The sequence below is a fragment of the Curtobacterium sp. VKM Ac-2865 genome, from assembly GCF_015350905.1.
Lineage (GTDB): Bacteria > Actinomycetota > Actinomycetes > Actinomycetales > Microbacteriaceae > Curtobacterium.
In genome coordinates this window covers 176,625-203,257 of the sequence record NZ_JADKRZ010000004.1, presented here as the reverse complement: position 1 = coordinate 203,257, position 26,633 = coordinate 176,625, and the positions used below count along the sequence as shown (strand labels likewise).

General features: G+C 72.5%; 25 protein-coding genes. 15 read left to right on the top strand and 10 right to left on the bottom strand.

Translation table 11 applies throughout. The annotated features are described in order from the left end of the window. Position 1: 1 nt before the first annotated feature. The gene (locus tag ITJ54_RS11700) at positions 2 to 928 is read right to left on the bottom strand and encodes a carbohydrate ABC transporter permease (RefSeq protein WP_194628452.1); all 927 of its coding nucleotides are present in this window, start codon (positions 926 to 928) and stop codon (positions 2 to 4) included. Then, positions 925 to 1,923 (bottom strand): ABC transporter permease, encoded by a 999-nt coding sequence (locus ITJ54_RS11695; protein ID WP_323741701.1) that lies wholly within the window; start codon positions 1,921 to 1,923, stop codon positions 925 to 927. The genes ITJ54_RS11700 and ITJ54_RS11695 overlap by 4 nt, the downstream gene beginning before the upstream one ends. 163 nt (positions 1,924 to 2,086) lie before the next feature. On the opposite strand from ITJ54_RS11695, the gene ITJ54_RS11690 reads away from it, so the two are divergent. Then, positions 2,087 to 3,106 carry a LacI family DNA-binding transcriptional regulator gene (locus ITJ54_RS11690; RefSeq protein WP_194628450.1) on the top strand — a complete coding sequence of 340 codons (1,020 nt, stop codon included), beginning with the start codon at positions 2,087 to 2,089 and terminating at the stop codon, positions 3,104 to 3,106. Positions 3,107 to 3,271: 165 nt separating this feature from the next. Here ITJ54_RS11690 and ITJ54_RS11685 read toward each other — a convergent pair whose 3' ends face one another. Together ITJ54_RS11685 and ITJ54_RS11680 are read right to left on the bottom strand one after the other, a co-directional pair. Beyond that, entirely contained in the window at positions 3,272 to 3,940 is a 669-nt protein-coding gene (locus ITJ54_RS11685) for an alpha/beta hydrolase (RefSeq protein ID WP_323741700.1), read from the bottom strand. Positions 3,941 to 4,029: 89 nt separating this feature from the next. Beyond that, positions 4,030 to 4,803 carry an alpha/beta fold hydrolase gene (locus ITJ54_RS11680; protein ID WP_194628448.1) on the bottom strand — a complete coding sequence of 258 codons (774 nt, stop codon included), beginning with the start codon at positions 4,801 to 4,803 and terminating at the stop codon, positions 4,030 to 4,032. An 89-nt stretch (positions 4,804 to 4,892) separates the two neighbouring features. Between ITJ54_RS11680 and ITJ54_RS11675 the strand changes: the two genes are divergently transcribed. Together ITJ54_RS11675 and ITJ54_RS11670 are read left to right on the top strand one after the other, a co-directional pair. Next, the gene (locus ITJ54_RS11675; protein WP_194628446.1) at positions 4,893 to 5,441 is read left to right on the top strand and encodes a dihydrofolate reductase family protein; all 549 of its coding nucleotides are present in this window, start codon (positions 4,893 to 4,895) and stop codon (positions 5,439 to 5,441) included. A gap of 108 nt (positions 5,442 to 5,549) precedes the next feature. Continuing rightward, the gene (locus ITJ54_RS11670; RefSeq protein WP_194628444.1) at positions 5,550 to 6,848 is read left to right on the top strand and encodes an NAD(P)/FAD-dependent oxidoreductase; all 1,299 of its coding nucleotides are present in this window, start codon (positions 5,550 to 5,552) and stop codon (positions 6,846 to 6,848) included. A gap of 321 nt (positions 6,849 to 7,169) precedes the next feature. On the opposite strand, the gene ITJ54_RS11665 is transcribed toward ITJ54_RS11670, so the two are convergent. Further along, positions 7,170 to 8,075, bottom strand: coding sequence for an SDR family oxidoreductase (locus ITJ54_RS11665; protein WP_194628442.1), 906 nt, complete (start codon positions 8,073 to 8,075; stop codon positions 7,170 to 7,172). Positions 8,076 to 8,197: 122 nt separating this feature from the next. On the opposite strand from ITJ54_RS11665, the gene ITJ54_RS11660 reads away from it, so the two are divergent. From ITJ54_RS11660 to ITJ54_RS11650, 3 genes are all read left to right on the top strand, one after another. After that, a complete protein-coding gene (locus ITJ54_RS11660; protein WP_194628440.1) occupies positions 8,198 to 8,791 on the top strand; it encodes a TetR/AcrR family transcriptional regulator in 594 nt (197 codons plus the stop codon). Between the two features lie 65 nt (positions 8,792 to 8,856). Next, entirely contained in the window at positions 8,857 to 10,104 is a 1,248-nt protein-coding gene (locus ITJ54_RS11655) for an acyltransferase family protein (protein WP_194628439.1), read from the top strand. Beyond that, positions 10,101 to 11,276, top strand: a complete 1,176-nt coding sequence (locus ITJ54_RS11650; protein WP_194628438.1) for an FAD-dependent oxidoreductase — start codon at positions 10,101 to 10,103, stop codon at positions 11,274 to 11,276. The genes ITJ54_RS11655 and ITJ54_RS11650 overlap by 4 nt, the downstream gene beginning before the upstream one ends. A 5-nt stretch (positions 11,277 to 11,281) precedes the next feature. On the opposite strand, the gene ITJ54_RS11645 is transcribed toward ITJ54_RS11650, so the two are convergent. After that, complete coding sequence (locus ITJ54_RS11645; RefSeq protein ID WP_194628437.1) at positions 11,282 to 12,136, bottom strand: UbiA family prenyltransferase; 855 nt, start codon at positions 12,134 to 12,136, stop codon at positions 11,282 to 11,284. A 93-nt stretch (positions 12,137 to 12,229) separates the two neighbouring features. Here ITJ54_RS11645 and ITJ54_RS11640 point away from each other — a divergent pair, with 93 nt between their 5' ends. Further along, positions 12,230 to 13,111: an alpha/beta fold hydrolase gene (locus tag ITJ54_RS11640; RefSeq protein WP_194628436.1), complete on the top strand. Its 882-nt coding sequence runs from the start codon at positions 12,230 to 12,232 to the stop codon at positions 13,109 to 13,111. After that, positions 13,089 to 13,676 (top strand): TetR/AcrR family transcriptional regulator, encoded by a 588-nt coding sequence (locus ITJ54_RS11635; RefSeq protein WP_323741699.1) that lies wholly within the window; start codon positions 13,089 to 13,091, stop codon positions 13,674 to 13,676. The genes ITJ54_RS11640 and ITJ54_RS11635 overlap by 23 nt, the downstream gene beginning before the upstream one ends. A gap of 122 nt (positions 13,677 to 13,798) precedes the next feature. Here the strand turns inward: ITJ54_RS11635 and ITJ54_RS11630 are convergent, their stop codons facing one another. After that, complete coding sequence (locus ITJ54_RS11630) at positions 13,799 to 14,374, bottom strand: TetR/AcrR family transcriptional regulator (protein WP_194628435.1); 576 nt, start codon at positions 14,372 to 14,374, stop codon at positions 13,799 to 13,801. A 109-nt stretch (positions 14,375 to 14,483) separates the two neighbouring features. Here ITJ54_RS11630 and ITJ54_RS11625 point away from each other — a divergent pair, with 109 nt between their 5' ends. Further along, positions 14,484 to 14,912, top strand: a complete 429-nt coding sequence (locus tag ITJ54_RS11625; protein WP_194628433.1) for an ester cyclase — start codon at positions 14,484 to 14,486, stop codon at positions 14,910 to 14,912. Beyond that, positions 14,909 to 15,382, top strand: coding sequence for an anthrone oxygenase family protein (locus tag ITJ54_RS11620; RefSeq protein WP_194628431.1), 474 nt, complete (start codon positions 14,909 to 14,911; stop codon positions 15,380 to 15,382). Before ITJ54_RS11625 ends, ITJ54_RS11620 begins: the two co-directional genes overlap by 4 nt. A 128-nt stretch (positions 15,383 to 15,510) precedes the next feature. Here ITJ54_RS11620 and ITJ54_RS11615 read toward each other — a convergent pair whose 3' ends face one another. Then, positions 15,511 to 19,380, bottom strand: coding sequence for a TIM-barrel domain-containing protein (locus ITJ54_RS11615; RefSeq protein ID WP_228509306.1), 3,870 nt, complete (start codon positions 19,378 to 19,380; stop codon positions 15,511 to 15,513). Positions 19,381 to 19,571: 191 nt separating this feature from the next. On the opposite strand from ITJ54_RS11615, the gene ITJ54_RS11610 reads away from it, so the two are divergent. The 3 genes from ITJ54_RS11610 (at position 19,572) to ITJ54_RS11600 (ending at position 21,504) form a co-directional block, all read left to right on the top strand. Further along, positions 19,572 to 20,111: a hypothetical protein gene (locus ITJ54_RS11610; RefSeq protein ID WP_194628429.1), complete on the top strand. Its 540-nt coding sequence runs from the start codon at positions 19,572 to 19,574 to the stop codon at positions 20,109 to 20,111. After that, positions 20,108 to 20,938 carry a zeta toxin family protein gene (locus ITJ54_RS11605; protein WP_194628427.1) on the top strand — a complete coding sequence of 277 codons (831 nt, stop codon included), beginning with the start codon at positions 20,108 to 20,110 and terminating at the stop codon, positions 20,936 to 20,938. The genes ITJ54_RS11610 and ITJ54_RS11605 overlap by 4 nt, the downstream gene beginning before the upstream one ends. Positions 20,939 to 21,042: 104 nt before the next feature. Further along, positions 21,043 to 21,504 (top strand): DUF4383 domain-containing protein, encoded by a 462-nt coding sequence (locus ITJ54_RS11600; RefSeq protein WP_194628426.1) that lies wholly within the window; start codon positions 21,043 to 21,045, stop codon positions 21,502 to 21,504. A 209-nt stretch (positions 21,505 to 21,713) separates the two neighbouring features. On the opposite strand, the gene ITJ54_RS11595 is transcribed toward ITJ54_RS11600, so the two are convergent. Next, complete coding sequence (locus ITJ54_RS11595; protein ID WP_194628425.1) at positions 21,714 to 22,664, bottom strand: DMT family transporter; 951 nt, start codon at positions 22,662 to 22,664, stop codon at positions 21,714 to 21,716. A gap of 70 nt (positions 22,665 to 22,734) precedes the next feature. Between ITJ54_RS11595 and ITJ54_RS11590 the strand changes: the two genes are divergently transcribed. Together ITJ54_RS11590 and ITJ54_RS11585 are read left to right on the top strand one after the other, a co-directional pair. Next, positions 22,735 to 23,583: a LysR family transcriptional regulator gene (locus ITJ54_RS11590; protein WP_194628424.1), complete on the top strand. Its 849-nt coding sequence runs from the start codon at positions 22,735 to 22,737 to the stop codon at positions 23,581 to 23,583. A 98-nt stretch (positions 23,584 to 23,681) separates the two neighbouring features. Then, on the top strand, positions 23,682 to 24,494 hold the full coding sequence (locus tag ITJ54_RS11585; protein ID WP_194628423.1) for a fructosamine kinase family protein: 813 nt from the start codon (positions 23,682 to 23,684) through the stop codon (positions 24,492 to 24,494). Positions 24,495 to 24,520: 26 nt separating this feature from the next. On the opposite strand, the gene ITJ54_RS11580 is transcribed toward ITJ54_RS11585, so the two are convergent. Beyond that, the gene (locus ITJ54_RS11580) at positions 24,521 to 26,593 is read right to left on the bottom strand and encodes an ArnT family glycosyltransferase (RefSeq protein WP_194628422.1); all 2,073 of its coding nucleotides are present in this window, start codon (positions 26,591 to 26,593) and stop codon (positions 24,521 to 24,523) included. Positions 26,594 to 26,633: the final 40 nt, after the last annotated feature.

Here is a 26,633-nt window from a genome sequence, read left to right as displayed (position 1 = left end):
GTCAGCCCTTCACGGCGCCGGTCAGGACGCCCTTGGCGAAGTGGCGCTGCAGGAACGGGTAGAGGACGAGGATCGGGACGATCGAGACGACGAGGATCGCCATCTGGATCGACGCCTGCGGGGGCAGGGCGTCGGAGCTCGTCCCGAGGTCGGACCCGCCGAGCTGCGCGTTGTTGATGACGTACGTCCGCAGCACGAGCTGCAGGGGCCACTTCGCGGTGTCGTTGATGTAGAGCAGCGCGTTGAAGAACGCGTTCCAGTAGCCGACCGCGTAGAACAGGCCGATCACGGCGAGGACGGCCTTGGACAGCGGCAGCACGATGCGCAGGAACACGCCGAAGTCCCCCGCGCCGTCGATCCGGGCGCTCTCGATGAGCTCCCGCGGGATCGCCATGAAGAACGACCGCATCACGATGACGTTGAACGCGCTGAGCGCGGTCGGCAGGATGAGCGCCCAGTACGAGTCGAGCAGGCCGAACTGCTTGACGACGAGGTAGTTCGGGATGAGCCCCGGCGCGAACAGCAGGCTGACGAGCACCAGGCTGAGCACGACACCGTGCCCGTAGGAGCCCGGGCGGCTGAGCGCGTACGCGAGCATCGCGGTGACGAACAGGCTGATGAGCGTGCCGACGACGGTGATGCCGACGCTGACCAGGAGCGCTCGGGTGACCACGCCGCCGGCGAAGATGCTCTCGTAGGCGCTGAAGTCGAGCCCCTGCGGCCACATCACGAAGCCGCCTGCGCCGTTGACCTGGCTCGAGGGCGCGACGCTCGTCGAGACGATGCCGAGGAAGGGCAGCAGGACGACCAGGCAGATCACGAGCAGGACGAAGCCCGTCAGCATCCGGCTGGGCAGCGGCGGCGCGTCCAGCGGCCGGTGCTTCCTGGCCTTCCCCGCCGGCACGGTGACACTGCGCGTGGCGCTCATCGGGACTCCTTCTGGTAGACGCCCGCTTCGCCGAAGACGTGCGCGAGCTTGTTGGCGCCGAGGACGAGCAGCACACCGACGACGCCCTTGACGAGACCGACGGCGGCGGCGACGCCCCACTGCCCGCCGAGCACGCCGTTGTTGTAGACGTAGGTGTCGAGGACCTCGCTCGCGGTCCGCCCGACGGCGGCCTGCTGGAGGAGGATCTGCTCGAACCCGACGGTCAGGGAGTCCCCCAGGCGGAGGATGAGCAGCAGGATGATGATCCCCCGCATGCCGGGCAGCGTCACGTGCCAGAGCTGCCTCCACCGGCTGGCGCCGTCCATCCGCGCGGCCTCGTACAGGCTCGAGTCGATCTGCGAGAGCACGGCCAGGAACAGGATCGTCGCCCAGCCCGTGTCCTTCCAGATCACCTGGCTGGTGAGCAGCGCGATGAAGCCGTTCGGGTTGCCGAGGAAGTCGATCGCGTCGCCACCGGCGGCCCGGATGGCGTTGTTCACCAGGCCGGAGCCGCCGAGGATCTGCTGGAACACCGCGACGACGATCACCCACGACAGGAAGTGCGGCAGGTAGAGCACCGACTGCACGACCTGCTTGATCCGTTCGGACAGCAGCGAGTTGAGCATGATCGCGAGCACGATCGGCGCCGGGAACACGAACACGACCTGTACGAGGGTGATGACGAGCGTGTTCCGCAGTGCGCCGAGGAACTCCGGGTCGCCGTTCACGATCACCGCGAAGTTGTCGAACCCGACCCACGGGCTGCGCCCCAGGGGCACGAACGGCAGGTACTCCTGGAAGGCGATGAGGTTGCCGAGCAGTGGCAGGTAGTGGAAGCCGAGCAGGAGCGCGACGCCCGGCAGTCCCATCAGCAGCAGGACCCGGTCGCGGCGGATGCGCTCCCACGTGCTCCGTCGTCCCGGTGCGCGGGGTGGCGATGCCGTCCCCCCGGTCGTCCCTGCCGTGCGGCGCACGCGGTCGTCGAGCTTCGTCACTCCGGGCCTCCTCCGTTGGATTCCTGAGGCGACCCTGTCGGGTGGGGCAACTGGTTGGCAACCCGTTGCCACGATGTTCCATCGTTGTAACGCGTTGGCGCGGTCCAGTGATCGCTCACCTTGCGACCACCGGTCCTGACCGCCGCCGCGCTACGGTTGCTCCATGCGAGCGACCGTGCGGGACGTGGCAGCCCTCGCCGGGGTCTCCCCGAAGACCGTCTCCAACGTCATCAACGGCGGCGTGGTCGTGCGGCCCGACACCCGCGAACGCGTCGAACAGGCGCTGGCGCAGCTCGACTACGTCCCGAACCTGTCCGCCCGCGGGCTGCGCAACGGCCGATCGGGTGCGATCGCGCTGACCCTGCCCGAGATGAGCAGTGCCTACTCCGCCGAACTCGCCCGGTGGTTCGTGGAGCTCGCCCGCGAGCGCGACTGGGTCGTCCAGCTCGACCAGACCGCCGCCGACCCCGAGCGGGAACGCCAGCTCGTGTCCCGCGCCCGGGCACATCTGGTGGACGGGCTGGTCCTCAACCCGGTGTCGCTCAGCGCCAGCGTGCTCGCGTCGACCGCTGGACTGCCGCCGACGGTGGTCATCGGTGAGGTCGAGCCGGAGCACGTCGACCAGGTCCACGTCGACAGCAGCGCCGCGGCCCACGAGGTCACGACCTACCTGCTCGACCACGGCCACCGCCGGATCGCGGTGGTCGGGGCACCCGAGCCGGGTGCCGACGGCTCGCAGGTCACCGCCACGAGCGAGCGACGGGTCAACGGGCACGAGGCCGCCCTCCGCACCGCTGGTCTCACCCCGGACCCGACGCTCCGGGTGCCGCTGCCCGGGTGGTCCACGGCCGACGCCGCCGGGGCCTTCGGTGTCTGGCTGGACACGCACCCACTGCCCGACGCGGTCTTCGCGTTCACGGACTCGATTGCGTTCGGCGTGCTGCACGTCCTGGCGGCGCGGGGCGTCCGCGTGCCGGAGCAGGTCAGCGTGGTCGGGTTCGACGACGTCGACGGTGCGGCGTTCGCGATCCCCGCCCTGACCACGGTGTCGTTCGACCGACGGGCCTTCGCGGACGCCGCCCTCGACCTGCTGACGGCACGGATCGCGGACCGCGACGCTCCCCCGTCGACCGTCGTGATCCCGCACCGGATCGTCGAGCGCGCGAGCGTCGCCCGGCGCTGACGGGGCGGCTGCGGCTGCGGCTGCGGCTGCGGCTGCGGCCACACGGCCATGAGCCTCGCGCCCCGCGACACGACTCGCGCTGCGGAAGGCGAGTTCTGTCGCGCAACACGAGCCTCGTCGCGTCTACCCACCGGGCACGGGCGTACTGCGGCAGGCAACCCCGCGTCAGCGCCGCGCGACTGCCTCGAGCACGGCGTCACGGGCCCGGGCGTCGCCGAGGATCCGGAAGTGCCCACCGACGGGCACCCGCACGTTCGTGGCCCCGGCGAGCGCACTGCCCCCGGGGATGAGCGTGTCGAACACCCCGTACACCGAGGTGATCCGCCGGTTCGCGTCGAGCTCCCGCGCCAGCCCGGCGAGCACGGGGTCTGCCGCCCGGAAGGCCCGCAGGTGCGGCACGGGCGCGAGGTTCGCGTACACGGAGCCGCCGAACGGGGTCGACACCGCGACCATCCGGTCGAGTCGCCCGTCGTGGTCGAGGTGCGCCATCGCGTACTTGCCGATCAGCCCGCCCTTGCTGTGCGTGACGAGCAGCACGTTGCGCAGGTCGAGCTCCTCGATGGAGGACATCACCTCTGCCGCCGAGATCGGGACCGGTCGGAGGTTGTGCCGCAACGACGCGAGCACGTGCACCGGGTGTCCCCGGTCGTGCAGGGCGTCCATGAGCGGCCGCATGAAGTGCCAGGTCTCGTAGACCCCCGGGATCACGACGACCGGCTGACCGTCACCGTCGAGGTAGTCGTCGGCGGTGGTCGGCCCGAGGCTCTGCACCTGCCAGCGGATCGCGTAGCACCAGTCGAGGACGGCCCACCACGCCCGTCGCACCAGTCCCACCCGGACGGGAGGCTCGGCTCGGCCCGTGTGGACCTGCCCACCTCCGTCACCGCTCACCGGGTCACCCACCGGGTCACCTACCGAGCCAGTCACCGGCTCGCCTCCAGCGCCTGCATCCGTCGGAACTCGTCGACGAGCTCCGCGAAGGCGCCCGGTTCGTGCTCCTGCACGTGGTGCGCCCCACGGAGTTCGGCGAGCGCCCCACGCTGGGCGACCTGCGCGAGCCGGGCGGTCCAGGCGCTCCTGGCGATCGGGTCCCGGTGGCCGCGCACGACGAGGACCGGCACGCGGAGGCGTCCGACGGCCTCGCGCATCGGGTACCGCATCATCGGGCGGAGCTGCCACCGGTACTGGCGGAGGCTCCGCAGGTAGTCCGTCACGAGGACCACGTTCATCCGCGCCGTCTCGAAGAACCCGTCGACGCCGAGCGACAGTGCCTGCTGCAGCAGGGTCCTCCGGTGGTCGTCGATGACCGGTCCGACGATGACCACGGAGTCGACCTCCTCCGGATGGCGGATGGCGGCTTCGACGACGACCTGCGCCCCCATCGACTGGCCGACCAGGATGCTCTCGTGCACGCCGCGGGAGCGGACTGCCCGCATGACGAGGTCCGCGAGCTCGGCGATCTCCAGCCGACGTCCGGCGCCGGGCAGGCCACCGAAGCCGGGCAGGTCGACCGTGATGGTGCGGTGTTCGCGGGCCAGGGCGATCTGCGACCGGTCGAACGACCGGTGCGACATGCCGATGCCGTGCACCAGCACCACGGTCGGCATGAGGGCATCGTGACGGCGGCCGGCCGGCGCGATCGTCCGGAGCCGGACGGGCATCCCGTCCACCGAGACCGTCTCCACCAGTGCGCGCACACCTCGACAGTACGCAGTCGTGGCTCGCAGTCGCCGGCGTGGACGTCGCGGGGGTGTCGCCACGTCGGCCGGCGCACTAGCCTCCGACCATGCGCAAGGTGACAGCAGGGCTGTTCACGTCGGTCGACGGCGTGGTGCAGGACCCCTTCCGGTTCCAGTACGACAGCTTCGACGACGAGCTCGGGGCGGGCATGACCACGTTCATGAGCCGCACCGACACCGTGCTCCTCGGCCGGAACAGCTACACCGAGTGGTCCGAGTGGTGGCCGGCCCACCCCGAGGACCCGTTCGGGCAGTGGATCAACCCGATCGAGAAGCACGTGGCCTCGACCACGCTCGGCGACGACCTGACGTGGGAGAACAGCTCCCGGATCCAGGGCGACGTGCACGACTTCGTGCGCGAGTTGAAGGAGCGGGACGGCGGCGACATCGCGGTCTGCGGCAGCGTCACGCTCGTCCGGAGCCTGCTCTTCGCGGGGCTCCTCGACGAACTGCAGCTCATGGTGCACCCGGTCGTCGCCGGCAGCGGGCGGAAGCTCTTCGAACCGACCGACCCGGCCACGCGCCTGCGGCTGGTCGAGAGCACCGTGACGAGCCACGGCAACGTCCTGAGCACCTACGCGCCGCGAGCCGACTGACGGCGGCGAGCCGGTCCTCCGATCGGTCGACCGAAGGGGTGGACCGGAGGATGGCGGAACCGGCGTACCGTTGTGGTTGCCGTTGACCGCATCACCCCGGAGCTCACCATGCCGCAGGACCCCCGCCCGCACGTCGTCATCGTCGGCGGTGGGTTCGCCGGGATCGCCGCCATGCGCGAGCTCGCCGACGCCCCGGTGCGCGTCACCCTCGTCGACCGCCACGTCTACAACATGTTCCAGCCCCTCATGTACCAGGTGGCGACCGGCGGCCTGAACGCCGGGGACGTGACCTACTTCCTCCGCAGCCTCCGCGCCCGGCAGGACAACGCCGACTTCCGCCACGGACTCCTGACGAACGTCCGACCGGACGAGAAGATCGCCGAGATGTCCGACGGGGAGGACCTGCACTACGACCACCTGGTCCTCGCCAACGGCGTCAACACGAGCTACTTCGGCACCCCGGGCGCCTACGAGTACGCCTACTCGATGTACTCCCGTTCGCAGGCCCTGCGCATCCGTGACGAGCTGTTCACCCGGCTCGAGGAGGCCGCCGCCAACCAGGGCCCCGACGAGATCAAGATCGTCATCGTCGGCGGTGGCGCGACCGGCGTCGAGATGGCCGGCGCGCTCGCCGAACTGCGCGACCAGGCACTCGAGGGCGCGTACCCGGAGATCCTCCGCGGCAACATCACCATCACGCTCGTGCACCGGAGCGGTGAGCTGCTGAAGCCCTTCGCGCCGCGGCTCCGTCGGTACGCGGCGAAGGTGCTGCGCAAGCGCGGGGTCATCCTCCGCCTGGACACCGGCGTCTCCGAGGTCCGCCGCGACGGCGTCATGACCGCAGACGGCGAGTTCATCCCCGCGTCGCAGGTCATCTGGGCCACGGGCGTCGCCGCGCACAAGGAGGTGGCGAACTGGGGCATGCCGCAGACGCACGGCGGGCGCATCCAGGTCAACGACGACCTCAGCGTGAAGGGGGTCGAGGGCATCTGGGCCGCCGGTGACATCGCCGCGCAGGACGACGCCCTCGCACAGCTCGCCCAGCCGGCACTGCAGGGCGGCAAGCACATCGCCAAGCAGATCGTCCGCACGCTCGAGGGCAAGCCGACCGAGCACCTCAAGTACCACGACAAGGGCACGATGGCCACGATCGGGACGAACGCCGCGGTGGCGCAGCTCCGGGGCGGCATCACGATGGTCGGACCCGTCGCCTGGGCCGCCTGGGTCGCGGTGCACATCGCGTCGCTGCTCGGCAACGGCAACCGCCTGTCGACGCTGTCCCACTTCTTCGTGCGCTACCTGTGGTTCATGCGGAAGCGCTCGATCCCGATCGTCGGGGACGTCCGCCCGGTGCGGCCGAACGGCGACCGCGAGCCCGAGCCCTGGCAGATGCAGAAGGCCGAGTAGCCGCGAGTACCCGCCCGAGGTACGACAGCGCACGACAGGGTCGCTGTCGTACGACCTCGGGGTTGTCGTTCGGCATCGGAGCACGCGGCACCCCAGCGAGCGCACGACAACCTCGCTGTCGTACGACCTCCACGTTGTCGTGTGGAGTCGGAAGCGCCGTGCGCTCCCGGCCACGCACCGGACGGGAGGCTCGGTGCCATGCCGGCACGAGCCTCCCGTCCGGTGGCGCGCAGCCGAGTCTCGCCCAGGCGGACACCGTGCGTCACGAACGCCGCGCACGCTGTCCGGTGGGCCGAGTCTCGGCCCGGCCGCCGCGCCCGGCTACCGCGCCGCGGCGGCGGCGTAGGCACCCGCCGCGATGTCCTCGACGAGCGTAGGGCCCGTGGGCTGCCACCCGAGGAGCTCCTGCGTCGCGGCGGACGACCCCGACATCTCCATCGCGAAGAACTGGCCGATGAACCCGAAGTGCGCGACGGCATCGGCCGGGTCGACCGAGGTGACCGGCAGCCCGAGGGCCTCGCCGATGGCCTCGGCGATCACCCGCGTCGGGATCGCCGTCTCGGACGAGGCGTGCATGCGCGTGCCCGCCGGTGCCTGCTCGAGGCCGAGGCGGACGAGCCGCGCGGCGTCGGACCGGTGCACGGCGGACCAGGAGTTGGTGCCCTCCCCGACGTAGGCGGACACCCCGTGCTGCTTCGCGGCGGCGGTGATCAGCGCGATGAAGCCGTGGTCGCCCATGCCGTGCACGGTCGGGGCGAAGCGGGCCGCGACGGTCCGGACGCCCTGGTCGACGAAGTCGAAGGCACGGTTCTCACTGCCGCCGCGCATCGCCTCGGGTCCACTGAACGGCGACACGTCGGTCTCGACGGCCGGTCGGTCCTGCGCGAGCCCGGCGATGCCCGAGGCCACCACGAACGGGCGGTCGGTGCCGACGAGCGCGGTGCCGATGGTCTCGACCGCGGCACGCTCGGCGGCGTTCGACGCGGCCGGGTTCGACCAGTCGTGCTTGTTGGCGAGGTGGACGACCGCGTCGGCGTCCACTGCTCCGCGGCGGATCGCGTCGAGGTCGTCGAGGTCGCCGCGGAGCGGGGTGGCCCCGGCAGCGGTGACGGCAGCAGCGGCGGCGTCCGAACGGACGAGTCCGGTGACGCGGTGGCCGGCGGCGACGAGGTCGTCGACGGTGGCAGAGCCGATCCAGCCGGAGGCTCCGGTGACGAACACGTGCATGGTGAGTCCTTCCAGGACGAACGAGTCGAACGAGTCGAATCAGGATGCGTCAGCAACCGATGTCACTGACTGACATCACCGTAGCATCCGATGTCATGCACTGTCATCAGTAGACTCTCCCCATGGCACGTTGGCAACCCGGCACCCGCGAGCGACTGCAGGCCGTGTCCCTGCGCCTCTTCGCCGAGCAGGGGTTCGAGCGCACCACCGTCGCCGAGATCGCGGCGGCGGCCGAGGTCACGGAGCGCACCTTCTTCCGGCACTTCGCCGACAAGCGCGAGGTCCTGTTCGCTGGACAGGAGGACTTCGTCGCGATGTTCCTCGACCCCGTCCGGACCGCACCCGCCGACACCCCCACGATCGAGCTCGTCAGCCGGGCACTCGAGGGCACGGCGGCGTTCTTCCCGGACGAGCGCCGTGCGTGGTCGCGGCGACGCCAGCCGATCATCGACTCCGAGCCGTCCCTCCGCGAGCGCGAACTCGGCAAGCTGGCGACGCTCACGGTCCGGATCGGCGAGGCCCTCCGGGAGCGTGGCGTCGAGGAACCCGGAGCCACGCTCGCGGCCGAGACCGCCGTCACGGTGTTCCACCTGTCGTTCCAGCAGTGGATCGCCCCGGACGAGGACCGCTCGCTCCAGGCCATCGCCCGCGAGCGCCTCGACGCCCTGACCGCCCTCGTGACCCCGTCGCAGAACGGACGTACAGGTCGATCTTGAGGTCGCTCATGGGCGGACGGAGCATCCTGGCAGGTCAGGAACCCGACCCCTGACGAGGAGGCGACTTGTCGACGAGCACGCTCGCGCAGGCCACGACCACTGGCACGACCGCGGCCCCGACCGCCGCTGACGCCGCTGCCGCGACCGGCACCACCGCCGGCACGACGTCCAGCACCACCGCAGTCCCCGCCGGCCCCCTCGCACACCGTGCCACGGCGCTCGACGGGCTACGGACCGTCGCGATCCTCATCGTCATGCTCTACCACCTGCACGTGGCGGGCTTCGAGGGCGGCTTCATCGGCGTCCAGGTCTTCTTCGTGCTCTCCGGCTTCCTCATCACGTCGCTGCTCCTCGGCGAGCAGCGCCGCACCGGCCGCATCCGCCTCGGCAGCTTCTGGGTGAAGCGCCTGCTCAGGCTGTACCCGGCCCTCCTGGTGATGGTCGCCGCAGGCATCGCGCTCTGGTCATGGGTCGGTGACTACAAGGGCGCGTCGTTCTCCGCCGGCGAGGCCGCCCTCATCGCCCTGACCTACACCGGCAACCTCTTCCGCTCGTTCTGGGACACCACGCAGGGCGTGTTCGGGCACACGTGGAGCCTGTCGATGGAGGAGCAGTTCTACCTCGTCTGGCCGCCCGTGCTCGTGCTCCTGTTCGCGGTCAGGGCCCACCGGCGGGCGCTCACCGTGGGGCTCGGCGTCGTGGTCGTCGGCGCGTCGATCGCGTCGTGGGCGAGCTACCGCACCCCGGGCGGCGGAGCGACCCCGGACGTCTACTTCTCCCCCGTGCTCGGCCTGGTCCCGCTGGCGACGGGCTGCCTGCTCGCGCTGCTCCTCGACGACGAGCGGGTCCGCGCGTGGGCGGCCGGGGTCGCCGGACACGTGGGCACCTGGGTCGGGCTCGGGCTCCTGGCGACCGTGCAGGTCGCGATCGGGGACGACTGGGGTCAGCACGCGTGGACGTTCGGCCTGCTGCTCCCCGCCACCGGCGTCGTCTCCGCGCTGCTGATCGGCGGTCTGGTCTCCGTCCGGACCCCGGTCTCGGTGGCGCTCTCGTGGCGCCCGGTGGCCTGGTTCGGTCGCCGCGTCTCGTACGCCGCGTACCTCTGGCACCCGCTGGTCATCGCTCTGCTCGGCACCGTGGTGTCCGGCATCGCCGGCGACTTCGCCTGGATCTGGCTGCTCGGCACCGCGATCCTGGTCGCCGTCGGTGCGGCCTACGCCGTCGAGGTGCCGATAGAACGGCTCCGCCGCCGCTTCCGGGAGGCTCGGCGTCTGCTGGCAGCGGAGCGTTCCGCCGCGCGGGTGGCCGAGTGACCCAGCACGTGGCCGGGTCGTCCACGGACGTCCTGGTGGTGGGCGGTGGCCCGGTCGGCGTCTTCCTCGCGGCGCTGCTCGCACAGTCGGGCGTCGCGGTGCAGGTGTGGGAGCGGCGGGACACCACCCCGACGGGGTCGCGGGCCATCGGCATCCACGCTCCGTCCCTCGACGCCTTCGCGGCAATCGGTGCCGACGTGCCGGTCCTGGCCGAGGCCACCCTGGTGCGCCGCGGAGTCGCCCGGAGCCGCGGCCGGACCCTCGGCACGCTGTCCTTCGCGCGGGCGTCGGACACGCACCCGTACGTCGCCACGCTCGACCAGCACCGCACCGAGGGCATCCTGCGCGACCGCCTGGCGGTCTGGTCCCCGGACGCCCTCCGCACGGGCACGAGCGTGACCGCCCTGCACCGTCACGCAGACCACGTCGACGTCGAGGGCACCGGCCCGGGCGGCGCACCGATCGCACTGCGAGCCGGGTTCGTCGTCGGTGCCGACGGCGCGCGCAGCACCGTCCGGGACCTGCTCGGGATCGACACCGTCGGGCGGGACTACCCCGACCGCTACGTGATGGGCGACTTCGCCGACCCCGAACCCGCGTCCGCCCGCTCGACGGCGTTGGTCGACGTCGGACCGGACGGCGTCGTGGAGTCGTTCCCGCTGCCCGACGGCCGCCGTCGCTACGTGACGCTCGTCGGCCGCGGGGCCCCTGCCGACGACGAGGTCGACGCCGCCACGCTCGCCAGGACCGTCCGCGAGCGCACGGGAGCCGCCGTCGACCCCGACACCTGCTCGATGCTCAGCGGCTTCCGGGTCCGTCGCCGCGAGGCGCTCCGCGTGGGGATCGGACGCGTCGTCCTGATCGGGGACGCCGCGCACGAGATCAGCCCGATCGGCGGGCAGGGCATGAACCTCGGCTGGCTCGACGCCGCCGAGCTGGCTCCCCTGCTGACGGCCGGGGTCCGCACGGGCAGCGCCGGTCCATGGCCCGCCTACGCCCGCCGCCGACAGGCGGTCGCCCGTCGTGCCGCGCGCCAGGCCGAGGCCAACATGGCGGTCGGTGGCCGTGCGGTGGGGCCGGCCGTGCTGGCTCGTGAGGCGCTGTTGCGGACGGCACTGGGCCTCCCGACCGGTGACCTGCTCGCCCGCCTGTACGCGATGCGGTGGGCCTGAGGCCCTCAGGCGACGAGCCGCGCCCCCGCGAGCCCCAGCTCCACCACGAGCACCAGTGACGACACGATGACCAGGCGGAACAGCACGCGGGTCGGTGGACCGGTGAGCACGAGACGGACGCCGACGGCGGCGAGCACGACGACAACGACCGTGCCGGTGAGCGCGAGCACGACGCCGAGGCCGCGCACCGGGTCGTCCCCGCCGAGCTGACCGACCAGGACGAGTCCGGCGGCGACCACGAGCGACGCGAAGGCGACGACCCCGGCGGCGTGCAGACCGAGCCGGTGGGGGAAGCCGCGGACACCGGTGGCGGCGTCGTCGACCAGGTCGGGCAGGACGTTCGTGCAGTGGATCGCGACGCCGAACACCGCGCCGGTCGCGATCGCCCACGCGGCGGGGAGCTGCGCGTCGGCACCGGCGGACACGGCGACGACGGGCAGCAACCCGAACGCGACGACGAACGGTGCCACCGACCAGACGGAGCGCTTCAGGCCGGCGTCGTAGACCCACCCCGCGGCCACCAGCACCAGGTGCGCGGCGGCGGCGACCGGACCGAGGAACAGGGAGAGGACGACGGCGGCGCCCGCGGTGACGAACGCGGCGTTCCGGACCGTCTCCTTCGCGATGAGGCCCCGGGCGACGGGCTTGTCCGAGCGGCCGACGGCACGGTCGCGGTCGGCGTCGATCCAGTCGTTCGCCAGGCCGATCGACAGCTGTCCGGCGACGACCGTCAGCGCGACGAGCACCACGAGCCACACCGGATGGCCGACCGCGGCGGCGATGACGGCGGCGAGCACCGTGACCGTGACCGTCGGCCCGGGGTGCGACGAGGCGAAGAGCAGGCGCGCCGGTGACGTCATCGGACCAGCTTACGGACGGGGTGTTGACATCACTGGCTAATGGTCGTAGCTTATGGCTACTGGCATTAGCCAGACAGCAGCCAGGAGGCCATCATGCTCGACCACATCACCACCGCCGACGGGACCATCGCGTTCGACGTCACCGGCTCCGGCCCGCTCGTGGTCCTCGCCCACGGCATGGGCGACAGCCGCCACGCGTACCGGTTCGTCGTCCCGCAGCTCGTCGCCGCCGGCTACCGGGTCGCGAACGTCGACATCCGCGGCTGCGGCGACTCGAGCGCCACATGGCCGTCGTACCAGCGCACGGACATCGCCCGCGACCTCGTCGCCGTGGTCCGTCACCTCGGCGGACCGGCGGTCGTGGTGGGGCAGTCGATCAGCGGCGGAGCGGCCACCATCGCCGCGGCGACCGCCCCCGACGTGGTCGTCGGCATCGTCGAGCTCGCCCCGTTCACCCGGAAGCAGGGCGTCGACCTCGTCGGGCTCCTGCGCAACAAGCACCACCGCGCCGGCACGCTCCAGCTCGCGAAGGTCATGACGACCGGCAGCCTGGCCGGCTGGATGGCCTACCTCGACATCGCGGTCCCGACGAAGCCCGCCGACTGGGTCCAGGAACGCGCCCGCATCGAGACCACCCTGCAGCAGCCGGAGCGCATGGCCGCACTCCGCGCCATGACGAAGACCTCTCCCGCCGACGCCGGCGCCCACCTGGCCGACGTGCGCTGCCCCGTGCTCGTCGTCGAGGGCAGCGCCGACCCCGACTGGGCAGACCCCCGCGCCGAGGGGCTGCGGGTCGTCGGCGACCTGGTCGAGGGCCTCGGGGAGGTCGCGGTCATCGAGGGCGCCGGGCACTACCCCCACACCGAGACGCCCGACCAGGTCGTGGCCCTGCTGCTGCCGTTCCTCCGCCGGACCGTGGGTGCCGGCGCTGCGGGTGCTGCGGGTGCTGCGGGTGCCGTGGGGCCTCGTGCCTAGGGCCGGGCTCGACCCCGCGACCGTCACCGAGGCCGCCGCGACGCTCGCCGACGAGATCGGCCTCGCACAGCTCAGCATGAGCGTCGTCGCCGAACGACTCGGCGTGAAGTCCCCCTCGCTCTACAAGCACGTCGACGGGCTGCCCGACCTGACTCGGCGCGTCGCGGTCCTCGCGGCGAACGAGCTCGGCGACGAACTCCGCGAGGCCATGCAGGGACTGGCCGGCGTGGACGCCCTCGCCGCCGCGGCACAGACCGTGCGGCGCTACGTGCAACGACACCCCGGCCGGTACGCCGCGACCGTCGGCACCCGTCCGACCGGGCCCGACGACCCCCTGGCCGCGGCGCTCGAGCGCAGCCTGGCGTCCTTCGCCGCCGCCCTCCGCGGGTACCGGCTCGACCCGGCGGACGAGGTGCACGCGATCCGCATGCTGCGCAGCGTGCTGCACGGGTTCGCCACGATCGAGGCCTCGGACGGCTTCCGCATGGGCACCGACGTCGACACGAGCTTCACCTGGATGATCGACTTCGTCGACCGGGGGCTGCGCGCGTCCACCGAGCGGTGACGGCGGACGGCGCGCCGTGCTCGCCCTGGTGCGAGGTTGCACACCCGGTGCGCGCTCAACGGGGCGCACGGTGTGGGCAGCCTCGCACCGGCTGACGAGACTCGCACGGTGCAGCGCTCGGGTCAGCCCGCCAGGAGCGCAGCCACCGCCTCGACGCGGGCCCGGCGGTGCGCAGCCCGGAGCCGACCCCCGCGGTCGAGCAGCACCAGGCCGTGCAGCGCCGCCCACAGCACCTCCGCGAGGACGTCGGGGTCACGGTCGCCAGCGATCACGCTCGTCGCCGCCAGGAGTTCGGCGTACCCGTCGGTCAGCTGGGGCGGGGTCTCCTCGGCGCCGAAGTGCAGGCCGGTGGCGCGGATGAACATGGCGTCGTAGAGCGATGGGTTCGCCGCCGCCCAGTCGACGTACGCGTGCGCGACGACGCCCACCGGGTCCGCGTCGGCGTCCCCGACATCGACCCGGGCGTGGTGGATGGCCGCGGCGAGCTCGGCGAAGCCCTCGAGCGCCACGGCCTCGACCAGGGCGTCCAGCGACGCGAAGTGCTTGTAGATGACCGGCTGGCTGTACTCGATCTCGGTCGCCAGACGGCGGGTGGTGACGGCTTCCCAGCCCTCCTGCTCCGCGAGTGACCGAGCCGACGCGACGATCAGGTCACGCTGCGCCGAGCGCTCGCGCTGCCGCCGGTCGGTCGTTGCCATGCGGCGATGGTAGCAGCAGCACGAATAGTTAGCACTGCTATTGAAGGCTTCGGCAAGCAGGGTCAGCGTTGCTACTACTTAGCACCGCTAACCCCAAGAGGAGCGGGACATGACCACTCACGAAGCACTCGCCGAGACGTACCTGACCATGCTCAACACGCACGACCCCGAGCTCGTCGACGCCTTCGTCGCCGAGGACTACCGCAACCACAACGTCGTCGTCGCCGACGGCCGTGCCGCGAACCGCACCTTCTGGGCCGCGTTCTTCCACGGTCTACCCGACGTCACGGTCACGATGGAGGACCTCGTCGTCGCGGGCGACCGCGTGGTCGGCCGCTTCGTCTACCGGGGCACGCACACCGGCGACCTGCTCGGCATCCCGGCGACGGGCCTGCCGGTCGAGATGCGGAGCATCGACATCTGGCGCGTCGAGGACGGCCTGTTCGCGGAGCACTGGGACGAGCTCAACCTGATGGAGGTCTTCCAGCAGGTCGGTGCCCTCCCGGCACTCGGCGGGGACCAGGGGTCCCGCGCATGACCGCCCTCATCCAGGTCGCCACCCTGCTCGCGGTCATGGGCACCGGGGTCGTCTACGGCACCGACGTCTTCTGCGCCATCGCCCAACGTCCGGCGCTCGCCCGCGTCAGCGACGCCGCCCTCACCGCGGTGATGGGCAACCTGCACCGCTACGCCGACGTCCGCATGCGCGTTCCCGGTGTCGTCGCACTCCTCTTCGCCCTGGTCGCGACCGTGCTCGCCGCGCTGTCCGGCCACGCGGCGGCGGGCTTCCTGGCGGGTGGCGCGTTCGTCCTGCTCGTGGTGTGGATGGTCGTCTACGTCCGTGTCAGCGCGCCGATCAACGCCCGGCTCACCGCAGCGGTCGACGCCCACGAGACCCCCGCCGACGCACGGTCGCTGCAGGACCGGTGGGACCGGGTCATCGTGCTGCGCGCGACCCTGCAGGGTGTCGCCCTGCTCGCGTTCGGCGTGGCGCTCGTCGCGCTCTGACCACGGCCGCCCGGACCCACCGGCTGGTGCGAGCTTGCCCACCCCGTGCGACGTTCTGACATCGCACGGGGTGGGCGACCTCGCACCGGGCCGCACAAGCGCGGGCACCGGGCACCGGGCACCGGGCCTCAGCCGCGCGACCGCCCCCGACGGATCCGCCGCGTCAGCAGCAAGCCGCCAGCGGCCAGGAGCGCCGCGGCGAGCATCCCCATCGGCACCAGGTCCGCGCCGGTGAACGCGAGCGCTCCGCCCGGTCGCTCGCCACCGGCTCCGGACCCGGCGTCTGCCGGGCTGCCACCGGCGCCGTCAGCGGCACCACCGCCTCCAGGCCCGGGCGCCCCCGCACCCGACGTGGGCCCGGTACCGGGAGTTCCGCTCGCCGGAGCCGTCGGCACCGGCACCGCCGTCACCGTGAATGCGGCTCGAGCGACGACGGCACCGTCCACCGACGCCGTCACCCCCACCCGCCCGGAGGCCGTGGTCGCCACCGGCAGGTCAGCCGAGAACGCGCCGTCTGCGTCCGACCGCACGGTCACCCCGCCGACGTCGGGCTGCGTCGCGAGCACCACGTCACTGGAGGCGGGGAACCCGGTGCCGGTGACGGTCTGCGTCCCGCCGGCCTCGACCCGCGGGTCGGCGACCTGCAGCGTCGGCGTCGCCGCAGCCGCGGTGGAGAACCGCACGACCGTGCTCGTCGTCACGGACCGCTCGGCGACCGGCACCGTCAGGGTGCGCGCGTCGGCGTCGTAGGTCCAGCCGGCCTGCGGGACGGCACGACCGTCGACGGTCACCGTGGTCGGCCGGTCGGTGGCGGTGAAGGTCGCGGTCCAGCTGCGGTCCCGCACCTGGCCGGCGAAGGAACCGTCCGCCGGGGCGATGTCGAGCTGCCCGCCGGCGGGCTGCTGCGTGTACCGCACCGCGGTGGAGGCACTGCCCGCCGCCGCCTTGCTCGTCGCGTCCGCCGTCGTGGTGGCGTCCAGGGCGGCGGTCGCGCCGGTCGCGCCCGTCCCGGTGTCCTCACCGGCGTCCTCGTGCAGGGCGAACGAGCCGTTCGCACCGGTCGCGACGCGGAGGGTCACGGCGTCGAGCGGTCCGGACCCGTCGTTCGTCACGTGGTGCGTCCGGGTCGGGACGATCCCGCCGCTCTTCACGAACACCGGCATGGCGTCGAGTCCGGTCGTCACCTGCGCGGTCGTGCCGCCCTGGTACGTCGTCCCGGTGAACCAGTCGGTCCAGGAGCTGCCGGCCGGGAACCACACCGAGCGCGTGGCCTTCCCGGACGTGTCGTTCGCGGTCGTGACCGGGGCGACGAGGACGTCCGGACCGTACAGGTACTCCGAGCCGGCCATGGCGTACGACTGCTGCGCCTCGGGGTACTGCAGGTAGAGCGGCTGCAGGATCGGGGTGCCGGTGGCGGTCGCCTGGGCGGCGAGCGTGTACGTCAGCGGGAGCAGGTCCTCGCGGAGGTTCAGGAACTGCTTCGCGGAGGCGTTCGCCGCGGCGGGGTACTGCCACGGGAGCCGGTCGCTGTGGTTGCTGTGCAGGCGGTCGATCGGTTGGAAGGTCCCGAGCTGCACCCAGCGGGCGTAGAGGTCCTCCGGCAGCTGGGTCGTCCCGGGTTCGGCCCCCGTGATGCCGTACTGGGCACCGTTGTGCCCGCCGATGTCGTGGCTGATCGACGCCAGGCCGGTCGCCGCAGACTCACCCGGGGTGTACCCGACCTCTGCGAGCAGCATGTCCCACGACGACGTGGTGTCGCCGGTGAAGTGCACGGTGGTGCGCTTGTCCGCCCACGGCCCGGTCGGCACGGGCTGCGGGTTGCCGTAGCCGCCCGCGGTCAGCGACCCGTACGCCCGCGAGAACGCGAGTCCGCGGCCGCCGAGCGCCTCGTTCGTGGCCTTCGCGTACTGCTGGTTGATGAAGGCGTCGGGGGTGACGCCGTTCGCCGAGTACTTCGAGACCTCGCTGCAGCACCAGTCGAGCCACCACATGTCGACGCCCTTCGGCTGCATCGCCGTGTGCAGGTCGAAGTAGGCCTTGAGCTGGTCGGGGTCGGACCAGTCGAACAGCCAGCGGTCACCGTCGCCCTTCGTGAGCTTGCCCTTCGCCGTGGCCTGCGCCTGGGCGAACCGGGGGTCGCTGCCCGAGATCGACGGGTGGATGTTGAGCGTGTTGTGGATGCCCTCGGCGTGCCAGTCGGCGAGCAGGCTCGTCATGTCCGGGATCCTGGCCGGGTCGACCGACCAGCCGTCCCACTTGCTGTCGCCCTCGTTCGTCGGGCTGCCGACCTTGTAGTCCGTGTCGATCGCCATGACGTCGACGGGGACCTGCTCGTCCTTGAACTGCTTCGCGATGGCGAGGTAGTCCGCCTGCGAGCGGTCGTAGTACTCGGAGTACCAGACGCCGTAGGCCCAGCGGGGCAGCAGCTTCGTCGGGCCGGTCAGCACGGCGAGCTCCTGCAGCGCATGGCGGTAGTCGGTGCCGTAGCCGAAGACGTAGCCGTCCTGGTACTGCTTGCCGCCGTGGTCGCTCGCGGGCGTGACGGTGTCCGTCGCCTGGTCGTACCCGGCCGAGGCGCTGTCGTCGAGGAGCGACCACCCGTCCTGGTACAGCAGGCCCGGGTTCGTCTTCACGGACCCGTTGGCGGTGTCGAGGTCACGACGGTAGCCACCGAGCGGGGCGTGCGCGGCGAGGACCGGCGACGCGGTGTCGACCGCCGCGACCGTGTCGAAGTTCACGTTGCAGTTCGCCGCGACGGTCGGGCAGCCGAGCACGACGTCGTTCGCCCCGGCGGCGAGGTGCACCGGCACCTGCACGGTGTTCCAGTAGTCCCACCCGCTCGTCGGCGGCAGTGTGGCTGTCGTGGTGGCCTGTCCGGTCGGGGCCGCGGTCAGGGTCGGCGTGGCGGTACCGCCGTTGGCGTAGCGGACCTGCAGCGTGTAGTCACCTGCCGCCGGCACACCGGTGACGTGGGTGGTCATCGCCGCGCCCGCACGCTCGAACCCGGCGACGAAGCCGTCACCGGCGGAGCCGTTGTGGTTCGTCGCTGCGGTGGCCGGGGCTGTGAGCGTCGAGTCCTCGGCCTGGCAGACCGCGCCGAACGCGCAGTCCTGCCCGGCGACGGTCGTGGTCGGGGCCGGGTACGCGGCACCCGTCGCCACGAGGGCCAGGCTGTCGACGTTGACCTGGCCGGAGTCACCCGCGGCGCGCTCGATGCGCACCGTGTGGGTGCCGGCGGGCAGGTCGACCGCTGTGGCGGCCGTGGTCTTCCAGTCGTCCCAGTTCGCACCGGGGGCCAGGCTGATCGTCCTCGCGGCGCCGCCGTCCACGGTGACGCTGAGCGTGCGGGTGGTGACCTTGCCGTCGCCGCCCTGCGAGTTCGCGTAGCGGAGGGCCAGGTCGTACGACCCGGCCGTCGCTGCGGTCGTCGCGAAGGTCATCGCATTGCCGACGGACTCGAAGCCCGCGGCGAACCCGGCACCGGTGAAGCCCGCGTGGTCGGTCGCAAGGGACAGCCCGGTGAGCCCGAGGGCCTCGGCCTCACACAGCGAGCCGATCGTGCACGACGGGGTCGGCGTGGACACCCACGGCGTCCCGGAGACCCGCTGCCCGGACGGCAGGGTCAGGCTGGTCTGCAGGGTGTCCTGCGTGAAGGCCCCGGAACCCTCCTTGTACCGGACGGTCATCGAGCCGGTGTCGAGCGTCAGCCAGCCGTCGCGCTCGGTCGTCGTGAACCTCGTCGGGGCGAAGTCGTCGCGGCCGATCACGTTGAAGGTGCTGCCGTCGGTGAACCTGCTGTCGCCGGCGTACTCCGTGCGGATCAGCGTCGGGGACAGGACCTCGAAGCGGGCCTGCCCGGACTGGACGGTGCGAGCGGCGGCGGCATCGGCCGTGGCGGGGAGCGCGGCCAGGCCGAGCAGGCCCAACACGGTCGTGCCGACGACGGCGGCGGCGAGGGCGCGCTGCCGCCCCCGGGATCGGACGGAGAAGGGACGCAACAGGGAACTCCTCGTGGACGACGTCGTCCATCGGGCCGGGGTCGGCCGGGGGTGCGGAGTGCCCTGATCGGCGCTCCGTTTACAACGCTGTAAACCATAGGACTCCCAGCACGCTCAGGGAAGGGGCACTGCGGCGATCGACCACAGCGATACGATCGGCATCGCGGGAACGGAAGTGGCGGATGACGGACATGGGCTCTCGGCACCGAGCCGGACAACGGCCTCGACACGACGTCGAGTCGCTCGTGGACGCCCTGGCGGCGCGGATGGACGGCGACACGGCGTCGGTGCGCGCCGCCGTGCTCAGCGTCCTGCACAGCCGCGAACAGCAGCACCTCGCCGAGATGGAGCTCCGCCGCGGCATCTTCGACCTCGCCGACCTCGGGGTCTCCCAGCGGGACATCGCCCGGCTCGCCGGCATCTCGCAGCCCGAGGTCTCCCGACGCCTGACCCGGCGAGCGCTCACGGCGTCCAGGCCGTCCCCGCGCGAGGTCATCTCCCAGCGCCAGGCCGGCCTGATCGACTCCGACACGATGGTGCGCGAGCTCTCGACGATGGCCATGACCCATCGGACACCGGCGCGCGACTCCGGCTACGACAGCGCCGCGGCCCAGACCGGCACCGCGAAGGAGCTCGCCGCGGCGTTCCAGGACGGCCTGATCAGCGAGGGCGAGTACGAGACGGTCCGCCGGGCGATCGCCGGGCGCCAGGGCCGGTTCACCCGCCCGTGAGCGACGTCGACACGAACGACCGCCCACTCCGCGACCGCACCGCCGACGACCTCGCCGCGTTCCTCCGGCAGGCCTGCCTCGACGACCCCTGGTCGGACGAGCCCGGCGCGAGCAGCCGACTCCGGTACGCCCCGGACGGCTTCCTGTACACGGCCGAGCGGCTGCGCCTGCACGAGGAACTGCTCGCCGCCCACACCGACCGGACACCGGCGCCGAGCGACGACGGCACCCTGGCGGTCGTCGTCACCGCTGGCCCGCCCGGGGCCGGCAAGTCGACCGCGCTGACCCGGATGCCCGAGCTCGACGACTACCGCCACGTCGACGCCGACGACTTCAAGGACGCCCTGCTCGAACGGGCCGCGGCGGACGGACTGCTCGATGCGTGGACCAGCCGCGTGCTCGTCGACGGCCGCCCGGTGCAGCCGCGGGAGCTCGCCGGCTTCGTGCACGCCGAGTCGACGGCCGTCGCGGACACCCTGCGCCGTCGGTCCCTCCGCGACGGCGAGAACGTCGTCGTGCACGGCACCCTGTCGAGTGTCGACTACCTCGACGACCTGTTGTCCGAGCTCGACGACGCCGGCTACGACCGCCTGAAGATCGTGGACGTGGAGGTCCCCTTCGACGCCGCGCTCGAACAGGCCACCGAGCGCTGGTGGCAGGTCCGCGAGCTCGGGTCGGACCCCCTCGGCGGGCGCTTCGTCCCCGAGGCAGCCATCCGCCGCTACTACCCGGACGGCACGGGCTCGCTGTGCCGGTCGAACGCGTCCGAGCTCGAGCGCCGCGCCACCGACCTCGGCTGGCACGTCACGGTCGAGCGGATCGGCTGACCTCCGGCGCAGGTGGACCCCCCGAACTGGGGCGAACTCGGCCCCACGGGCCGGCCTACGGTGAGGGCCGCGCGGGCACCCGCGCCCCGACGAGAGGTCCGACCGTGACCAGCAACGCAGCAACGCCCCGCTCCACCTCCGGTTCGACCTGGACGCAGAAGGGCGCGCTGCTCTTCGGTGTGGTCTTCCTCATCGTCGGCATCGCCGGCTTCATCCCGGGCCTGACCATGGACATGGGCACGATGTCCTTCGCCGGCCACGGCTCGATGGCCCTGCTGCTCGGCCTGTTCCAGGTCTCGATCCTGCACAACATCGTGCACCTGCTCTTCGGCATCGTCGGGCTCGTCGCGTCCCGCACCGCCAGTGGCTCGCGCCTCTACCTGCTCGTCGGCGGCATCGTCTACGCCGTCCTGTTCGTCTTCGGCCTGTTCACCGCCGGCATGACGAGCGGTGCGAACTTCGTGCCGCTGAACAGCGCCGACAACGTGCTGCACGCGTTCCTCGCCGTCGCGATGATCGTGCTCGGCCTGCTCCTGCCCCGTGTCGGGACGACCCGCACGCGCTGACCCGAGCACCACGCCGCGAAGGGCACGTCGATCCGTCGACGTGCCCTTCCGCGTCCCCGGCGGCCCGCCGTCCGGCGTCCGGCGTCCGCACGTCAACTGCCGCTGAGATCGCACTCCGTGTCGGCTCCGAGCGCGCCGACCCGACACGAAGTGCGATCTCACCGCCCGCGAACCGCCCGCGGAGCGCCGCGAAGCGCCCGCGCGCCGCCTCAGCGCCCGCGGACCGCCGCCGCGCCCGGCTCGGGCACCGCGTCCGCCCCGACGGCGACGGCCGTGCGGCGCCGCCGCCCGAGCACCCCCGACGCCAGCGCGATCCCCACCAGGATCACGACGCCCCCGACCGGCTCGTTCCACCGCACGCGCTCCCCCAGCACGAGCACGCCGAGCACCACCCCGACCACCGGTGTCAGGTACGTCACGGTGGACGCGCGCGCCGCACCCCATGCCTGCACGAGCCCGGTGTTCCACATGTAGGCCAGCCCCGTGCCGAGGCAACCGAGTGCGAGCATCGCAGCCACGATCCTCCAGTCCAGGTGCATCGCGCCGGTCGCCGTGACGGGCGCGACCACGAGCAGCAGCGCCGCGCCCAGCGTCAGCTGGACCGTCGTCAGGGTGACCGCGTCGTACCCGCTGCCGGCGACGAACCGGCGCATGTAGGCCAGACCGAACCCGTAGCAGGCGGTCATGCCGAGCAGTGCGAGCTGCCCGGGCACCGTGGCGAGCACGGCCGGGTCGCCGATCAGGCCCCACGGACCGACGAGGACCAGGACCCCCAGGATCCCCACCACCACACCCACGAGCTGTCGCCCCCGCAGCCGCTCGGCCGGCAGCAGCAGTGGCAGCGCGAGCAGCACCATGATCGGCGTGGTCGCGTTGTAGATGCTCGCCAGACCACTCGGCACGCTCTGCTCCGCCCACGCCACCAGGCTCGACGGCACCGCGTTGAGGAACACCGCGAGCACGAGCAGGTGGCCCCAGAGCTTCAGCGACCGCGGCCACCTCCGCCGCGTCACGACCATGATCACCAGCAGCGTCAGCGCCCCGAGCAGCACGCGTCCGAGCGCGACCTGCTGCGGCGAGAGGCCCTCGAGCCCGATCTTCATGAAGAGGAAGCTCGAGCCCCAGGTGAGTGCGACCAGGACGAACAGGAAGGCGTTCATGCCGCTAGTGTCGAGCCACCGCTCGGCATGAGGCAAACGCATCCCCCTCATGCACCCATGAGGGAGACGCATGAACCTCACCATCGCCCAGCTCCGCGCCCTGGTCGCCACCGTCGACCGCGGCTCGTTCACCGCAGCCGCCGCCGCCCTCGGCGTCGGGCAGTCCGCCGTCTCGCATGCGGTCTCCGCGCTCGAGCGCGAGGTCGGCGGCCCCGTCGTGCGCCGCGGCGGCACCGCGGCACCGACACCCCTCGGTGAACGCCTGCTTGGTCACGCCCGCAGCGTGCTCGCCTCCGTCGACGCCCTGGAGGCCGTGGTCCGGCCCGGCACAGCGCGCGGCACCGTGCGCCTCGCCGCCGTCCCCACCGTCTGCCAGGGCCTGCTGCCGCGGCTCAGGGAGCTGTGGGCGGTGACCCTGCCCGACGTCGACGTCCAGGTCTACGAGGGGGACGACGACGAGATGCCCGAGTGGCTCGAGGCCGGCACGGTCGACGCCGCCGTGCTCGTCGACCCGACCGTGGTGCCCGAGGGTGGGGTCGTCGTGGCGACGGACGAGATGGCCGCCGTGGTCCGCCGCGACCACCCGCTCGCCGACGCGACCGCGCTGACGCTCGACGACCTGCACGAGGACGGACTCGTGGCGGGGGGCGGCGGGTGCGAATACCAGATCCAGCGGATGCACGAGATCGCCGGGCAGCCCTTCCGGTACGCCCACCGGGTGCGGGAGATGAGCACGATGTTCGGGATGATCCAACGGGGCGAGGGCGTCTCGATCGTGCCGACGCTCGGCCGCGTGATGCTGCCGGCCGACCTCGTCATGGTGCCGACGCTCCCCCGGCTCGAGCGGACGCTGGTGTTGAGCGGGCCGTCCTCACGGGCGTGGCACCCGTTGGCGCGGGCGTTGGTCGACGCGGTCTGACGGGGCTCGGGCGGCGCGCGGGGCGCGACCGGGCGGCTCCGGGGTGCGTCCGGGGTGCGTCCCGAATGCGTCCGGGCTTCTCCGGGTTGGATGGGGTGATGCCCGAGACCTACGTCAAGACCTTCACCGACCCGAACGAGGCCGCCGCCGAGGCCGCCGGGCTGGAGTGGCTCGCCGAGGCCGAGGACGCCGGCGGCACCCGCATCGCCCGGGTGCTCGGTCGTCCGCGACCGACGGTCCTGGAGCTCGAGTTCGTCTCCGACACCGCACCGACGGCGGCCCAGGCGGAACGCTTCGGCCGGTCGTTGGCACACACGCACGCCGCCGGGGCCGCGCACTGGGGAGCGCCGTCGCCCGGGTTCCCGGCGAACGGGCCGATGCGGATGGGCCGCTCCCGTACGCCGTTCGTCCCCGTGTCCGATGCGCCGGCGACCTGGGGCGAGTTCTTCGCCGAGTACCGGATCCGCGACTACGTGTCGCGCATCGTCGACGCCGGCGGGTACGACGGGTCCGAAGCCGCCGTGTTCGAGCGCGTGTGTGCACGACTCGAGGACGGATCGCTCGGCTCCCCCCAACCGGCGCTCGTCGGGGACGGTCCGGCGCGACTGCACGGCGACCTCTGGGCGGGCAACGTGCTCTGGCCGCGGGACAGCTCCGAGCCCACGGGCGCCGTGCTCATCGACGCGAACCCGCACGGTGGCCACGCGGAGACGGACCTGGCGCTGCTGGCACTGTTCGGGCTGCCCCGACTCGAGACGGTCGTGGCGGCCTACGACGCCGAGTCCCGCCTGGCGCCCGGGTGGCAGGAGCGCGTCGAGCTGCACCAGCTCGCGCCGCTGCTGCTGCACGTGGTGCTGTTCGGCGGCTCGTACACCGACGCGGCGCTCCGGGCAGCGCGCCGCTACGCCTGACGCGCTCCCGCACCGTGCGCCGCAGCTCAGGTCGTCGGAGCCGCGGAGAGGTCGTACATCGTGACACCGTCGACCGTCTGCGCCTCGTAGTGCGCAGCCACCCAGGCGGCGATGCGCTCGGCCGCGTCGCTGCCCGAGGTGTTCGACGACCCCGACGAGCCCGACGAGCCGATGAACCAGTGGACCTCGCCGTCGGCGACGAGGTCACGGAACTGCGCGAGCGTCGGAGCCGGGTCCGTGCCGTTGTACCCGCCCACGGCCATGACCGGGTCACCGGTCGCGAGCTGGTACCCGGCTGCGCCGTTCGAACCCACCGTCGCCGCCACCCAGGTGAAGTCGTCGGTGTCCTTCGTCAGCGCGGCGACGACCTCGGAGGAGACCTCAGTGGACCCGCCGATGACACTCGCGCCACCGCCACCGCCACCGCCACCCGGTCCGCCCTGACCGCCCCCGGTGCCCGCGCCCGGCGCCGTGCCGCGCTGTCCGGCAGCACCACCGCCGGGCGCCGACCCACCCTGACCGCCTCCGGGCGCTCCACCGGCACCACCACCGGGGCCGCCACCGCCGGGGCGACCTCCGCCCAGGCCGCCTGACGAGACACTCGGTCCCGCCGACGGCAGGGCACCGGTGTGCCCGACGGTGACGGTCTGCACCGAGAACGCCGTCGGTCCGAGCAACGCGGCGACGAGGACCGTCGCGACCGTGGCGACCTCCACCCCGCGGCCGCGCCGGGGCAGCAGCACGAGGACGGTCGCCGCGACCCCGGCGGCGAGCACCACCCACCGGGTCCAGGGCTGCCAGGAGGACGCCTCGGAGAGCAGGCGGAACGACCACGCCGTGGTGAGCGCGACCATCACGGCCGCGATGACCCGCCACCACACCGACGCCCGTCGTTCCCACAGCAACCCGGCACCGATGCCGACGACGCCAGCGATGTACGGCGCGAGCGCCACCGTGTAGTACGGGTGGAAGATCCCGCCCATGAAGCTGAAGACCAGGCCCGTGACGAGCAGCGACGCCACGAGCACCAGCACCGTCGCGAGCCGTCCGTCCGTGCGCTTCCGGACGCCCACCGCGACGATCGCCACGATGGACAGCACGAGCGCCGTCGGCAGCAGCCAGGTGACCTGCGTCGCGAAGTCCGAGCCGAACAGGCGGGTCAGCCCGGTCGACCCCCACGACCCGGCACCCGTGGCGCCGCCCGGGACGACGCTGCCGGTCTCGTCCCCCGTGACGCGGCCGAGTCCGTTGTAGCCGAACGTCAGCTCGAGGAAGCTGTTCGTCTGCGAGCCCCCGATGTACGGGCGGGAGGACTCCGGCACGAGCTCGACGATCGCCACCCACCACCCGGCCGAGACCACGAGTGCGACCGCGGCGGCGAGGAGATGCCCGACCCGGCGCAGGACCGGCCGCGGCGACGCCCAGAGGTACACGCCGACGAGCGGAGGCAGGACCAGGAAGGCCTGCAGCTGCTTCGTGAGGAACCCGAGGCCGACGAGCACGCCGGCCCAGACGACCCAGCGCATCCGTCCCGACTCGACGCCGCGCAGCGTGAGGGCGATCGCCCCGACGGTCAGGAGCGTGAGCAGCGCGTCCGGGTTGTCGTACCGGGACATCAGGGTCGCGACCGGCGTCGTGGCGAGCGCGGCACCGGCGAGCAGGGCCGCCCCCGCGGAGAACCGCCGCCGGACGATCCGGTACAGGATCGCGACCGTGGCCACGCCCATGAGCGCCTCGGGGACCAGGATCGCCCACGAGTTCAGCCCGAACAGCCGCACCGAGATGCCGATCACCCAGAGGAACGCCGGCGGTTTGTCGACCGTGATCGCGTTCGCGGCGTCGGATGACCCGTAGAAGAAGGCCTCCCAGCTCTGGCTTCCGGCCTGCACCGCGGCGGAGTAGAACGCGTTCGCCCACCCGTTCACGGACAGGTTCACCACGTACAGCAGGCCCGTCGCCAGGAGCAGCCCGAGGAAGGCCGGGCGCTCCCACCGGGCCGCGGTGGTGTCGCCGCGCAGCAGGGAACGGAGTCGGGCGCGCGCCGCGCCGCGTCGTGTGGATCCCGGGCGGACCGCACCCGGTGTCGTCGTCGCTGTCATGCCACGACGGTGCCGAGCGTCGGTGGGTCCCGCGTCGCCA

Bases quoted from the DNA above. Each gene is read 5' to 3' on its own strand.
- ITJ54_RS11700 (WP_194628452.1), bottom strand. From the start codon at position 928: ATGAGCGCCACGCGCAGTGTCACCGTGCCGGCGGGGAAGGCCAGGAAG.
- ITJ54_RS11690 (WP_194628450.1), top strand. From the start codon at position 2,087: ATGCGAGCGACCGTGCGGGACGTGGCAGCCCTCGCCGGGGTCTCCCCG.
- ITJ54_RS11675 (WP_194628446.1), top strand. From the start codon at position 4,893: ATGCGCAAGGTGACAGCAGGGCTGTTCACGTCGGTCGACGGCGTGGTG.
- ITJ54_RS11670 (WP_194628444.1), top strand. From the start codon at position 5,550: ATGCCGCAGGACCCCCGCCCGCACGTCGTCATCGTCGGCGGTGGGTTC.
- ITJ54_RS11665 (WP_194628442.1), bottom strand. From the start codon at position 8,075: ATGCACGTGTTCGTCACCGGAGCCTCCGGCTGGATCGGCTCTGCCACC.
- ITJ54_RS11660 (WP_194628440.1), top strand. From the start codon at position 8,198: ATGGCACGTTGGCAACCCGGCACCCGCGAGCGACTGCAGGCCGTGTCC.
- ITJ54_RS11645 (WP_194628437.1), bottom strand. From the start codon at position 12,136: ATGACGTCACCGGCGCGCCTGCTCTTCGCCTCGTCGCACCCCGGGCCG.
- ITJ54_RS11640 (WP_194628436.1), top strand. From the start codon at position 12,230: ATGCTCGACCACATCACCACCGCCGACGGGACCATCGCGTTCGACGTC.
- ITJ54_RS11630 (WP_194628435.1), bottom strand. From the start codon at position 14,374: ATGGCAACGACCGACCGGCGGCAGCGCGAGCGCTCGGCGCAGCGTGAC.
- ITJ54_RS11625 (WP_194628433.1), top strand. From the start codon at position 14,484: ATGACCACTCACGAAGCACTCGCCGAGACGTACCTGACCATGCTCAAC.
- ITJ54_RS11620 (WP_194628431.1), top strand. From the start codon at position 14,909: ATGACCGCCCTCATCCAGGTCGCCACCCTGCTCGCGGTCATGGGCACC.
- ITJ54_RS11610 (WP_194628429.1), top strand. From the start codon at position 19,572: ATGGGCTCTCGGCACCGAGCCGGACAACGGCCTCGACACGACGTCGAG.
- ITJ54_RS11595 (WP_194628425.1), bottom strand. From the start codon at position 22,664: ATGAACGCCTTCCTGTTCGTCCTGGTCGCACTCACCTGGGGCTCGAGC.
- ITJ54_RS11590 (WP_194628424.1), top strand. From the start codon at position 22,735: ATGAACCTCACCATCGCCCAGCTCCGCGCCCTGGTCGCCACCGTCGAC.
- ITJ54_RS11585 (WP_194628423.1), top strand. From the start codon at position 23,682: ATGCCCGAGACCTACGTCAAGACCTTCACCGACCCGAACGAGGCCGCC.
- ITJ54_RS11580 (WP_194628422.1), bottom strand. From the start codon at position 26,593: ATGACAGCGACGACGACACCGGGTGCGGTCCGCCCGGGATCCACACGA.